This window comes from Stenotrophomonas sp. YJH_SMC_122 (assembly GCF_059369535.1).
In genome coordinates this window covers 426,282-439,415 of the sequence record NZ_JCAFST010000001.1, presented here as the reverse complement: position 1 = coordinate 439,415, position 13,134 = coordinate 426,282, and the positions used below count along the sequence as shown (strand labels likewise).

The following is a 13,134-nucleotide window of genomic DNA, read 5'->3' as shown; positions in this document are numbered from 1 at the left end:
GTGGATGGCAGGTGGTTCGCACATTCCTGATCGGGGCGATGCTGGTCGCCAGCGCGCCGGCCCGCGCCGAACCGCGCAGCAGCACGCTGCAGATCCGGCTGACCGTGGTCGAATCCTGCAGCGACGATGCCGGCGCTCCCCCTTGCGCGGCGCCACACCAGCGCAGTGACGCCCCCAAGGTGCCGCCCCAGATCCGCGACCTCGCACCTCCGGCGACAGACGACAGCGCAATGCCCTCCGTGACCCTCATCTACTGATGCGCGCGCTGCTGATCCTGCTTGGACTGCTGCTGGCGCAGCCGTCGGCGGCGCTGGAGCTGTTGCCGACCACCCTGCAGCTACCCGCCGAAGGCGGCCGCGCCGAACTGTGGCTGCGGAATCCGGGGCCCGGCCGCTGGCAGGGCCAGGTGCAGGTGCTGGCGTGGGATCAGCAGCTGGACGCCGAACGACTGCACCCCAGCGACCACATCCGGGTCAGCCCGGCGCGGCTGGACCTGGCCCCCGGCAGCACCCAGCGCGTCTGGCTGCTGCCAGGCGGTCCGGCAGCATCGGCGGGTGAACAGGCCTATCGGATCGTACTGGCGCCGGCCTTGCCGGGATTGCCGCGCTATTCGCTGCCGCTGTTCCGCGGCCCAGCGGCGCCAGCGCCGAATGCCCGGCTGCAGGGCTGCGTCGAGGCACATGGGCCTCGGGCCATGCTGCGACTCAGCAATTCCGGTACGCTGCATGGCCGTCTGCACGATCTGCGATTCATAGCGGCCGACGGCCAATCGTCGCTGCTGGTGGCCGGGCTGGCCGGCTATATCCTCGCAGGCCATGAACGCCGCTGGCCCCTGCCTGCCCGCCCCGATGATTATGTCGGCGGCCACTTCCAGGCCCGCCTGCAGGACGGCCGCGAGGTCGATCTGGCCGCATCTGACCCTGCCATTGCAGCGGACGCCCCCAGCGGGCTATAATCGACCGGATTCCTGCCGCCTGCGTGCGCGGGAGCCCGTTCACACCGGACGTCACCGGTGAATCCACACCTGCTGCCCCCATCCGTGCCGGGGTGCTCCGCAAGGAGTTCGGCCACGGAGGCAACAGGGAAGCCCAACCCCGGAACCGATCGCGCTTCCACGCGTCCCGCATACCTATCCCGCGGGCGGAATCGCTGGTTCCATATCAGGAGTATTGCAATGCCCCAGGTCACCATGCGTCAGATGCTGGAAGCCGGCGTCCACTTCGGCCACCAGACCCGCTACTGGAACCCGAAGATGGCTCCGTACATCTTCGGCGCCCGCGGCAAGATCCACATCATCAACCTGGAAAAGACCGTCCCGCTGTTCAACGATGCGATGAACTTCATCTCGTCGGTTGCCCAGAAGCGCGGCACCGTCCTGTTCCTGGGCACCAAGCGCAGCGCCCGCGAAACCATCAAGGAAGAAGCCGAGCGTTGCGGCATGCCGTTCATGAACCAGCGTTGGCTGGGCGGCACCCTGACCAACTTCCGTACCGTCAAGCAGTCGGTTGCCCGCCTGAAGGAACTGGAAGCCGGTGAAACCGACGGCACCTTCGAGAAGCTGGTCAAGCACGAAGTGCTGGGCCTGCGTCGCGAGCGCGACAAGCTGGAAGCCTCGCTGGGCGGTATCAAGGACATGAACCGTCTGCCGGACGCCATCTTCGTGATCGACATCGGCCACGAAGACATCGCGATCAAGGAAGCCAAGAAGCTGGGCATTCCGGTCATCGCCGTGGTCGACACCAACTACAACCCGGAACTGGTGGACTACGCCATCCCGGGCAACGACGACGCCATCCGCGCTGTGCAGCTGTACGCCCGCGCCGCTGCCGACGCCGTGCTGGAAGGCAAGGCGGCTGCCCCGCACGCCGCTTCGGTGCGCGAGGAAGAGTTCGCGGAAGCCGCTGCTGAAGGCGAAGAGAAGCCGGCCCGCCGCGCTCCGGCCAAGAAGGCTGCCAAGAAGGGCGACGACGCCCAGGCCTGATCCAGGCCCCGGGTGGACGCCCGGCGTCCACCCTCCCTGCACGCAGCCATCGGCGCGTGACAGGACCGTGTCACACGGGCCGGCCACCATGCCGGCCCAACCCCTTTCTTTCGTGAGGTAATCCCGTGGAAATCACTGCTTCCCTGGTCAAGGAACTGCGCGAGCGCACCGGCGCCGGCATGATGGAATGCAAGAAGGCGCTTACCGAAGCCAACGGCGACATCAACGCCGCTGCTGAAGCCATGCGCAAGTCCGGCGCTGCCAAGGCCGACAAGAAGGCTGACCGCGTGGCCGCCGAAGGCCGTCTGGGCCTGGCCCAGGACGGCGGCAAGGCCGTGCTTGTCGAAGTCAACTCGGAAACCGACTTCGTCGCCAACGATGACAACTTCAAGTCCTTCGTCAACGCCGTCGCCGCCGCTGCCCTGGCATCGGGCGCCACCGACGTCGAAGCCGTGAAGGCCGCCACGCTGGCCGACGGCCGCACCGTTGAAGAAGCCCGCGCCACCGCCGTGCAGACCCTGGGTGAGAACATCCAGATCCGCCGCATGGTCAAGGTCGACACCACCGGCAACATCGGTGCGTACGTCCACACCAACGGCAAGGTCGGCGTGCTGGTCGACCTGATCGGCGGCGACGTCGAGCTGGCCCGTGGCCTGGCGATGCACGTGGCCGCGCTGAAGCCGCCGCACAACAAGGCTGCGGACGTTCCGGCCGAGTTCGTCGAAAAGGAAAAGGAAATCGAGCTGGCCAAGATGACCGAGAAGGACAAGGCCAAGCCGGCCGACATCCTGGAAAAGATCATCAGCGGCAAGATCAACAAGATCGTCAGCGACGTGACCCTGTACGGCCAGACCTACGTGCTGGGCGACACCACCGTCGAGCAGGTGGTCAAGGCCGCTGGCGCGGACGTGGCAGGCTTCAAGCTGCTGATCGTCGGCGAAGGCATCGAGAAGGTGGTGGAAGACTACGCCGCCGAAGTTGCCAAGGCGATGCAGGTCTGATTCCAGCCTTCCGGCTGTGAAGCGACCAGAAGGAGCCGCGGGAAACCGCGGCTCTTTTTTTATGCATGGGCCCAGGGATTAACCCATGGCCCATCGGTGGGTGCGCACCGTTGGTGCGCACAACCGGCACCTTTGCGTTGCGCTCGAATCAAGCCGATACTCAGTCGCAGGGAATCCTCAGTCACCTAGCAGGAACGAAAATCGCGGACTGTGATGCATTCCTAGGTATTCTTGCCCCAATGGAATTGAACGACCCGACATGCCTCCCGAGCTGACAGCTGCCCTGGCGCTCTGCCGCAACCTGCCTTCGCCACCCGGTATTGCCCTGCGCATCATCGAACTGGCCCAGGACCCGGAAGCGGACATCGCCACCGCCGCCGACATCATCGCCATCGACATGGCGCTGAGCGCTCGCATGCTGCGCATCGCCAATTCACCGCTGTATGCCAGCCGCCGCCGCATCGAGAACCTCGGCCAGGCGCTGACCATGCTGGGCCTGAACGCCACGATCAGCCTCGCCCTCGGCTTCACCGTCACCCAGGGCCTGACCGGCGGCACCGGCGCCGACCACGACCTGCGCCAGCGCGCGTGGAAGCGCAGCATCCTCAGCGCCCTGGCTGCCAGCCAGCTGGGCCAGGCGCGCGGCCTGCGCCGGCTGGAGGAACTGATGCTGGCCGGCCTGCTGCAGGACCTGGGCGTACTGTGCCTGGCCCAGGCCGAGTCGGAGCGCTACCTGCCGCTGCTGCGCGAGGCACGCGACAACATCGACCTGGTCGCCCGCGAACGCGAGGAACTGGGCTGCAGCCATGCCGAGGTCGGCGCGTGGGTCGCCGAGCAATGGGGCCTGCCACGTTACCTGGTGGAGAGCATCAGCCACAGCGAGGACGAGGACGCAGCCGAATCGCCGTTCCAGGCCTGCGTGCAGCTGTCCGGCGCGGTGGCCGACATCTGGCTGGACAGCGACGCCGATGCCGCGCGCGAGCACGCCCTGCAGCAGGTGCACGACCGCCTGGAGCTGGACAGCGCGCGCTTCGACCAGGTGCTGGCGCGCATCAGCGAGGCCCTGCCCGACATCGCCAGCCTGTTTGATGCCGGCCTCAATTCTCCGGCGCGGGTGCGCGAGCTGATCGATCACGCGCAGGAACTGGCAACGCTGCGCAACCTGCGCGAACTGCAGGATGCCGACCAGGCGCGCCGCCGTGCCGACGAATTCGAGGCGCGCGCCAAGCGCCTGGCCGACCAGGCCCATCGTGATGCATTGACCGGCGTGCTCAACCGCCGCCAGCTGGAAGCGGTGCTGGAGCAGGAATTCCTGCGTGCCGGCCGCCAGGGCTGGCCACTGTCGGTGGCCTTCATCGACCTGGACGACTTCAAGAAGATCAACGACGCCCACGGTCACCTGACCGGCGACGAGGTGCTGCGCGCCTTCGCCGGCAAGCTGCAGGGCCAGCTGCGCAGCAGCGACACCGTGGCCCGCTTCGGCGGCGAGGAGTTTGTCGCACTGCTGCCCAACACCAGCGAAAGCGTGGCCCTGGACGTGATCCGCCGGGTGCTGGCCAACATCGTCGCCACGCCGATGGCCGAGCTGGAGGGTGGTCCGCTGTTCGTCACCTTCTCCGCCGGCGTGGCCACCCAGGGCGGCTACGAGCGCTTCGCCGATGTCCAGGACCTGCTGCGCGCCGCCGACGACGTGCTGTACCGCTCCAAGAACCTGGGCCGCAACCGGGTGATCGCCCGCTCGCCGGGGGCACTGGGCCATGACGAGCTGTCGGCCACGGCCAGCGCCGAACTGGGCTGAACGGGACACCCCGGCCGACCGGGCGAACCACCGGATTCTGCGCCGCAGTGCACAAAACACTTTGGCACAACGCCGCATGCGCGTAGAATCGCCCGCGATTTCCACGCACCCGAGGTCCTCATGTCCAAGCTCGCCTATCGCCGCATCCTTCTGAAACTGTCCGGGGAGGCGCTGATGGGAGACGAGGACTACGGCATCGACCCGAAGATCATCAATCGCCTCGCCCGTGAGGTCATCGAAGCCCAGCAGGCCGGTGCCGAAGTGGCGCTGGTGATCGGCGGTGGCAACATCTTCCGCGGCGCCGGCCTGGCCGCCGGCGGCATGGACCGCGTCACCGGCGACCAGATGGGCATGCTGGCCACGGTCATCAACGCCCTGGCCATGCAGGACGCCCTCGAGAAGCTGGGTGCCAAGGCCCGGGTGATGAGCGCGATCAAGATCAACGACGTGTGCGAGGACTACATCCGCCGCCGCGCCATCCGCCACCTGGAAAAGGGCCGTCTGGTGATCTTCGCTGCCGGCGTCGGCAGCCCGTTCTTCACCACCGACTCCGGCGCCGCCCTGCGCGCGATCGAGATCGGCGCCGACCTGCTGCTGAAGGCCACCAAGGTCGATGGCGTGTACGACAAGGACCCGAACAAGCACAGCGATGCGGTCCGCTTCGACAGCCTGAGCTACGACGAAGTGATCCGCCGCGGCCTGGAAGTGATGGACACGGCGGCCTTCGCTCTGGCCCGCGACAGCGACCTGCCGATGCGCGTGTTCGACATGGGCCAGCCGGGCGAACTGCTGAAGATCCTCAACGGCGCGAACATCGGCACCCTGGTCCAGGGCCGCGACCCGGCCTGAGCCTGAGCGCAAAGCGACAACCGGGCCGATTCAGGCCCGGCAGCGTCCCGTATTCGCCTATAATCGCCCGATTCCAGATACATCCAGGACCGGGCGATGCTCAACGACATCAAGAACAACGCGCAGACGCGCATGGCCAAGAGCATTGACGCTCTGAAGCACACCCTCACCTCCATCCGGACCGGCCGTGCCACCCCGGCCCTGCTGGACCGCGTGACGGTCAGCGCCTATGGCAACGCCAGCACCCCGCTGAACCAGGTCGCGTCGATCTCCAACGCCGACGCGCACTCGCTGCTGGTCACCCCGTTCGACAAAGGCATGATCAAGGAGATCGAAAAGGGGCTCTACAACGCCGAGTTCACTCCGAACACGCTGGGCACCGCGATCCGCATCAACATGCCGCCGCCGACCGAAGAGCGCCGCAAGGAGCTGGTCAAGCAGGTGCAGAAGGAAGGGGAAGGCGCCAAGATCGCGATCCGCAACATCCGTCAGGACGCGAACAAGGAAATCGCCAAGCTGGTCAAGGACAAGGCGATCAGCGAAGACGAGAAGAAGCGCGGCGAAGACGACATCCAGAAGCTGACCGACGCCAACATCAAGGACGTCGACAAGGTCGTTGCCGACAAGGAAAAAGAACTGCTGTCGGTCTGAAGTCGATGCCTTCAGTCCCGCCTCCGTTGCCTGCCTCCCTGCCCCGCCACATTGCCATCATCATGGATGGCAATGGGCGTTGGGCACAGCAGCGCCGTCGCCCCCGCGTGATCGGCCACCGTGCCGGCGCGCGCGCGGTCAACCGCACCATCGAGCGCTGCCTTGAACTGGGCATTCCGGCGCTGACCCTGTTCGCCTTCTCCAGCGAGAACTGGGGCCGGCCGCAGGAGGAAGTGGACGCGCTGATGAAGCTGTTCCTCGGTGCACTCGACCGCGAAGTGGACGAGCTGCACCGGCGTGGCGTGCGCGTGCGCTTCATCGGCGAACGCGAGCGCTTCGGCGCCGGGCTGGTCAGCCGCATGCAGCTGGCCGAGCAGCGCACCGCAGACAACACCACCCTGACCCTGTCGATCGCCGCCAGCTACGGTGGCCGCCAGGACATCGCCCGCGCCGCGCGCGCCCTGGCCGTCGAAGTGGCGGCCGGTCGCCTTCTGCCCGAGCAGATCGATGAATCGCTGCTGGGCAGCCAGGTGGCCCTGGCCGACCTGCCGCCGCCGGACCTGTTCATCCGCACCGGCGGCGACACCCGCATCAGCAACTTCCTGCTGTGGCAGCTCGCCTATACCGAACTGTGGTTCACCGAGGCCCTGTGGCCGGACTTCGACGCCGGGCAGCTGCAGCAGGCGCTCGACGCCTATGCCGGTCGCGAGCGTCGTTTCGGCCTGACCAGCGCCCAGATTGCCGCACTGGCCACCGAGACTTCCAGCCCATGACCAAGACCCGAGTCCTTGCCGCGCTGATCATGGCGCCGCTAGCCATTGCGGCGATCCTGCTGCTGCCCACGCAATGGCTGGCCGCCGCCGCCGCCGCCGTGCTGCTGATCGGCCTGTGGGAATGGCTGAAGCTGGCCGGTATCGAGGACACCCTGGCGCGCACCGTGCTGCTGGTGCTGAACCTGCTGCTGATGGTGCTGCTGGTCTGGGCCGATGGCAGCACCCTGGTCCTGTTCCAGATAACCACGCTGGCCGGCGTTGCCTGGTGGCTGGCCGCGCTGGTCTGGTTGCGTTTCTTCACCTTCGGTGCGCAGCCGTCGGCACCCTCGCGGATCCTGAAGATGCTGGCAGGTACCCTGGCCATCGTGCCGGCGTGGGCCGCGCTGGTGCTGATCCATGCCGGCGGCGATCCGCCGGGCCAGCAGGGACACCTGTGGCTGCTGGCTGCGCTGGCGCTGGTGTGGGCGGCCGACTCGGGCGCCTATTTCGCTGGCCGCCATTTCGGCAAGCACAAGCTGGCGCCACGGATCAGCCCCAACAAGACCTGGGAAGGCCTGTTCGGCGGCCTGCTGGCCGGTGTCGCCGTGGCCCTCGGCCTGGGCTGGCTGGCTGGCATCGATGCCGCACACCTGCCCGGCCTGTTGATCACCGCAGTGGTGGCGGTGTTCGCCTCGGTCCTGGGCGACCTGTTCGAGAGCCTGATCAAGCGCCATGCCGGCGCCAAGGACTCGGGCCACCTGATCCCGGGCCACGGTGGCGTGCTCGACCGGGTCGACGGCGTCCTCGCCGCCGTGCCGGTGTTCGCGCTGGGCAAGGAAATCTTCGGGTTCTGACCATGAATGCTGCTGCAGACCTGCGCCGGGTCGCCGTGTTCGGCGCTACCGGCTCGATCGGCGCCTCCACACTGGACGTGATCGCCCGCCACCCGCACCGCTACCAGGCCACGGTGCTCGCTGCCGGTCGCCAGGTGCAGGCGCTGCTGGCGCTGTGCCGCCAGCACAAACCCGCGCACGCGGTGATCGCCGACGCATCGCTGTTCGCCGAGCTGCGTGACGGCCTGCGCGAGGCCGGACTGGCCACCGAGGCCCATGCCGGCCAGGCCGCGCTGGACCAGCTGGCCGCCAGCGATGCCTGCGATACCGTGGTCGCGGCCATCGTCGGCGCGGCCGGCCTGTCCTCGACCCTGGCTGCCGCCGCCGCCGGCAAGCGCATCCTGCTGGCCAACAAGGAATCGCTGGTGCTGGCCGGCGAACTGCTGACCCGGACGGCCGAACGTGCCGGTGCCGAAATCATCCCGATCGACAGCGAGCACAGCGCGATCTTCCAGTGCCTGCGCTCGCGCGATGCCAGTGTCGACGGCGCCGGCGTGCGCCGGATCCTGCTGACCGCCTCCGGCGGCCCGTTCCGTGGCCGCAGCCGCGCCGAGCTGGCCCAGGTCACCCCGGCCCAGGCCGTTGCCCACCCCAAGTGGTCGATGGGGCCGAAGATCTCGGTCGATTCGGCGACGTTGATGAACAAGGGCCTGGAGGTCATCGAGGCCCACCACCTGTTCGGCGTGCCCGGCGAGCGCATCGAGGTGCTGGTGCACCCGCAGAGCCTGGTCCATTCGCTGGTCGAGTTCGTCGACGGCTCGACCCTGGCCCAGATGGGCCTGCCGGACATGCGCACCACCCTGGCCGTCGGCCTCGGCTGGCCGCAGCGCATCGAATCGGGCGTGGCCGGGCTGGACCTGCTGGCCCAGGGCCGCCTGGATTTCGAGGCCCCGGATACCGACGCCTTCCCCTGCCTGGCCTTGGCCTGGCAGGCCATGCAGGCCGGCGGCACCGCGCCGGCGGTGCTGAACGCCGCCAACGAAGAGGCGGTTTCAGCGTTTCTTCAGGGCCGGATCGGTTTCCTGACGATCCCGGCGCTGGTTGCTAACGCTCTTTCAACACTGCCGTCCCAGCCAGCCGATACACTGGAGGTCCTGTTGTCCGCCGACCAGCGGGCACGCCAGCTCACCCTGAACGCCATCGACGCCGCCTGAACGACCGCCTCGCCCAGCATGACGCCGCCGCCCCTGCCCGCCACTGTGTGCCTGCATGACTGACTTCATCGGATCGGTCTGGTGGATGATCGTCAGCCTCGGGCTGCTGGTCACCTTCCACGAATTCGGGCATTACTGGGTCGGGCGCCTGTGCGGGGTCAAGATCCTGCGTTTCTCGGTCGGCTTCGGCCGGCCGCTGTGGTCGCGCCGCGACAGGCACGGCACCGAGTTCGCCATCGCCGCCATCCCGCTGGGCGGTTACGTGAAGTTCCTCGACGAACGCGAGGTCGAAGTGCACCCGCACGAGCGCGGCCAGGCTTTCAACCACAAGACGGTCTGGCAGCGCATCGCGATCGTTGCCGCCGGCCCGATCGCCAATCTGCTGCTGTGCATCCTGCTGCTGTGGGCGATGTTCGTGATCGGCAAGCAGGATTACTCGCCCACCATCGGCCGTGTCAGCGGCATCGCTGCCAGTGCCGGGCTGGCCAGCGGCGACCGCGTGCTGCGCGTGGACGACCGCCAGGTGGTCACCCTCGGCGAGGCCAGCATGGCGCTGACCGCAGCCGCGATGGACCGCCGCGACGTGAAGCTGGAAGTGCTGGATACGGCCGACCAGGTACGCACGCGCACCCTGCCGCTGTCGCAGCTGCCGGTGGGTTTCGATGAGCGGCGGGTGCCGATCCTGGCTGGCCTGCACTGGCAATCGTGGCTGCAGCCGGCGCAAGTCGAGTCGCTGACTGCGGACTCCGTGGTGGCAGGGCAACTGCAGCCAGGCGACCTGATCGTGGCCATCGATGGCCAGCGCATCGACAGCGTCGACCAGGTGATCGGCGAGATCCAGGCCCTGGGCCGTGCCGGCGGGCCGGGAATGATCGAGGTCCTGCGTGGCGGCGAGCGCCTGGCGCTGGAAGTCACCCCGCGCCAGGGCAAGGACGGCAAGGGCAATCCGGTCTGGCAGATCGGCGTCGGCTTCCCCACCAGCTACAGCCCCGCCTATGACACCCTGCTGCGCTATGGCCCGCTGGATGCGGTGACCGTGGCGGTGCGCGAGACCGGCCGCCTGGCCGCCGACTCGCTGGGCATGATGGGCCGCATCGTGACCGGCAAGGCCTCGCTGCAGAACGTTTCCGGGCCGGTCACCATCGCCCGCGTGGCCAATGTCTCGGCCAAGCGCGGCCTCGACTGGTTCCTGCAGTTCCTTGCCCTGCTGTCGCTCAGCCTGTGCATCATCAACCTGCTGCCGATCCCGATCTTGGACGGCGGCCACCTGCTGTATTACCTTATCGAGTTGGTCAAGGGCAGCCCGCTGAGCGAGCGTGCCATCGCCGCCGGCCAATACATCGGCCTGGCGTTGCTGGCCGGGCTGATGGGGTTGGCGTTCTACAACGACATCCTCGGCCTGGTCCCGCGATGAACTTTTCCACGTTGTTGCCGTCTACAGCGTCGGCATCCCGCACCAATGAAATCGACCTTCCTACCGGACGTGACATGACGCGACTCCCCAATCGCCGCCTGCTGGCCCTCGCCCTCGCCGCCGTCACCGGCGCTCCCGCCCTGGCCCAGGCAGCCGAGCCCTTCACTGTCAGCGACATCCGCGTCGATGGCCTGCAGCGCATCAGCTCGGGCACGGTGTTCACCTACCTGCCGGTGGAACGCGGCGAGACGATCACCGACAACAAGGTCGGCGAGACGATCCGCGCCCTGTACAAGACCGGCTTCTTCGAAGACGTGCAGCTGGACCGCCAGGGCACGATCCTGGTGGTGACCGTCAAGGAACGCCCGGCGATCAACAAGCTGACCGTGACCGGCAACAAGGACATCAAGTCCGACCAGCTGCTCAAGGGCCTGTCCGACATCGGCCTGACCGAGGGCGGCACCTTCGATCGCCTGAGCCTGGACCGCGTGACCCAGGAACTGCGCCGCCAGTACAACGACCGTGGCAAGTACAACGTCGACATCACCCCGACGGTGAGCCCGCTGGACCGCAACCGCGTGGACATCGCCATCGCCATCAAGGAAGGCAAGGCCGCCAAGATCCGCCACGTCAACCTGGTCGGCACCGAAAAGTTCGAGAGCAAGGACATCCTGGAGACCTGGGAGTCCAAGGAGCACAACTGGGCGTCGTGGTACCGCCGTGACGACCAGTACTCCAAGGAAAAGCTGTCCGGCGACCTGGAAAAGCTCAATTCCTGGTACCTGGATCGCGGCTACGTCGATTTCAGCATCGATTCCACCCAGGTCTCGATCAGCCCCGACAAGCGCGACATGTTCCTGACCGCGGGCGTGACCGAGGGCGCGCAGTACAAGATCTCCGAGATCAAGGTCAGCGGCGACACCATCCTCCCGCAGGAGGACGTCGAGCGCATGGTGATCCAGAAGTCCGGCGACACGTTCTCGCGTGCCCTGCTGGAATTCAGCTCGGACACCATCACCAATTCGCTGTCCAATATCGGTTACGCGTTCGCCAAGGTGAACCCGATCCCGACCACCAACCGCGCTGAACAGACCGTCGCCATCAACATGCAGGTCGTGCCCGGCCCGCGCGTGTCGGTGCGCCGCATCCTGTTCCGTGGCAATACCCGTACCTCCGATGAGGTGATGCGCCGCGAAATGCGCCAGTTCGAGAACAGCTGGTACTCGCAGGCCGCGATCGACCGCTCCAAGATCCGCCTGCAGCGCCTCGGCTACTTCGAATCGGTGGAAGTGGAAACCCCGGCCGTCAGCGGCAGCAACGACCAGGTCGACGTCGTCTACAACGTCAAGGAAACCACCTCGGGCAGCTTCGTGTTCGGCCTGGGCTACTCGCAGTCCTACGGCATGACCACGTCGGTGCAGCTGTCGCAGAACAACTTCCTCGGCGGCGGCAACCGCGTGTCGGTCGAAGCCTCGCGCAGCAGCTACCTGCAGCGTTACGGCTTCAGCTACACCAACCCGTACTTCACCGATGACGGCGTCTCGCTGGGCTACAACCTGTCCTGGCGCGAACTGGACTACTCCGACTTCAACACCGCGCAGTACAACAGCACCAACGGTGCCGCGCAGGTGGTGTTCGGCGTGCCGCTGACCGAGACCGATACCGTCTCGCTGATGTTCGGCATCGACAGCAACCAGATCACCACCTATCCGGGCTCCACGCCCGAGTCGATCATCGACTACATCAACGCCATCGGCACCAAGACGTTCCACGCGTGGCGCACCGAACTGGGCTGGGCCCGCGATTCGCGCAACGATTACTTCATGCCGACCCGGGGTACCTACCAGCGCATCGGCCTGGAAACCACCCTGCCTGGCTCGACCGTCGAGTACTTCAAGCTGAACTACCAGATCAGCAAGTATTGGCCGATCATGCCCTCGCTGGTGATCAACACCCGTGCGGAAATTGGCTACGGCGACAGCTACGGCAAGGATTACACCCGCGACCTCTGCTACACCGCGCCGACCGAGGCCAATCCGAACCCGACGCAGACTGTCGACTGCAACCCGAGCTCCTCGGATTACGTGAAGACGGTGACCGCCTCGGGCCTGCCGTTCTACGAGAACTTCTACGCCGGCGGCACCAACTCGGTGCGCGGCTTCGAAGACAACACCCTGGGCCCACGCGAGGCAACCCGCGGCTATCCGGATGGCCAGCCGCTGGGTGGCTCGCTGAAAACCGTCGGTTCGGTCGAAGCCTACTTCCCGCGCCTGTTCGACAGCCCGTCGGCGCGTGTCTCGGCCTTCGTCGACTTCGGCAACGTCTACACCGGCGTGGACAATTTCAAGGCCAACGAGCTGCGCGTGTCGACCGGTGTGGCCCTGCTGTGGCGCGCCCCGGTCGGCCCGATCTCGATCAGCTATGCCTTCCCGCTGAAGAAGGAAGACGGCGACAAGATCGAGCGGCTGCAATTCACGTTCGGTGGTCAGTTCTGAGGAACTCTGTTCCTCAGAACTGACCCACCTCCGGTGAATTGCCCGCGCATTTCACCTATCCCCCGCGCCGCTGGCGCGCCCCCCTTAACAACGGGGGGCTCTCCACCAGACGGGGCGCGAAGCGCCGGGCATTGCCCGGCGTTTTC

General features: G+C 66.9%; 12 protein-coding genes. All 12 read left to right on the top strand.

Annotation, left to right across the window (positions count from 1 at the left end; all coding sequences use genetic code 11):
- Window positions 1-11: 11 nt before the first annotated feature.
- The 12 genes from AC5P66_RS02045 (at window position 12) to bamA (ending at window position 12,988) form a co-directional block, all read left to right on the top strand.
- On the top strand, window positions 12-257 hold the full coding sequence (locus tag AC5P66_RS02045) for a hypothetical protein (protein ID WP_428993117.1): 246 nt from the start codon (window positions 12-14) through the stop codon (window positions 255-257).
- On the top strand, window positions 257-955 hold the full coding sequence (locus tag AC5P66_RS02040) for a fimbrial biogenesis chaperone (RefSeq protein WP_099495070.1): 699 nt from the start codon (window positions 257-259) through the stop codon (window positions 953-955). The genes AC5P66_RS02045 and AC5P66_RS02040 overlap by 1 nt, the downstream gene beginning before the upstream one ends.
- Window positions 956-1,174: 219 nt before the next feature.
- Window positions 1,175-1,981, top strand: a complete 807-nt coding sequence (gene rpsB / locus AC5P66_RS02035; RefSeq protein ID WP_005408748.1) for a 30S ribosomal protein S2 — start codon at window positions 1,175-1,177, stop codon at window positions 1,979-1,981.
- Window positions 1,982-2,106: 125 nt separating this feature from the next.
- Window positions 2,107-2,982, top strand: a complete 876-nt coding sequence (tsf, locus tag AC5P66_RS02030) for a translation elongation factor Ts (RefSeq protein ID WP_005415856.1) — start codon at window positions 2,107-2,109, stop codon at window positions 2,980-2,982.
- Window positions 2,983-3,241: 259 nt separating this feature from the next.
- Window positions 3,242-4,780: a GGDEF domain-containing protein gene (locus tag AC5P66_RS02025; protein ID WP_049412142.1), complete on the top strand. Its 1,539-nt coding sequence runs from the start codon at window positions 3,242-3,244 to the stop codon at window positions 4,778-4,780.
- 120 nt (window positions 4,781-4,900) lie between these two features.
- Window positions 4,901-5,629, top strand: coding sequence for a UMP kinase (gene pyrH / locus AC5P66_RS02020; protein ID WP_005415854.1), 729 nt, complete (start codon window positions 4,901-4,903; stop codon window positions 5,627-5,629).
- 96 nt (window positions 5,630-5,725) lie between these two features.
- Complete coding sequence (gene frr / locus AC5P66_RS02015; protein ID WP_005415853.1) at window positions 5,726-6,280, top strand: ribosome recycling factor; 555 nt, start codon at window positions 5,726-5,728, stop codon at window positions 6,278-6,280.
- Window positions 6,281-6,285: 5 nt separating this feature from the next.
- Complete coding sequence (gene uppS / locus AC5P66_RS02010) at window positions 6,286-7,053, top strand: polyprenyl diphosphate synthase (protein WP_049412139.1); 768 nt, start codon at window positions 6,286-6,288, stop codon at window positions 7,051-7,053.
- On the top strand, window positions 7,050-7,886 hold the full coding sequence (locus AC5P66_RS02005; protein WP_049412136.1) for a phosphatidate cytidylyltransferase: 837 nt from the start codon (window positions 7,050-7,052) through the stop codon (window positions 7,884-7,886). Before uppS ends, AC5P66_RS02005 begins: the two co-directional genes overlap by 4 nt.
- Window positions 7,887-7,888: 2 nt before the next feature.
- Window positions 7,889-9,079, top strand: coding sequence for a 1-deoxy-D-xylulose-5-phosphate reductoisomerase (locus AC5P66_RS02000; protein WP_049438429.1), 1,191 nt, complete (start codon window positions 7,889-7,891; stop codon window positions 9,077-9,079).
- Between the two features lie 55 nt (window positions 9,080-9,134).
- A complete protein-coding gene (gene rseP / locus AC5P66_RS01995; protein WP_049438428.1) occupies window positions 9,135-10,493 on the top strand; it encodes an RIP metalloprotease RseP in 1,359 nt (452 codons plus the stop codon).
- A gap of 74 nt (window positions 10,494-10,567) precedes the next feature.
- Complete coding sequence (gene bamA / locus AC5P66_RS01990; RefSeq protein ID WP_099495073.1) at window positions 10,568-12,988, top strand: outer membrane protein assembly factor BamA; 2,421 nt, start codon at window positions 10,568-10,570, stop codon at window positions 12,986-12,988.
- Window positions 12,989-13,134: the final 146 nt, after the last annotated feature.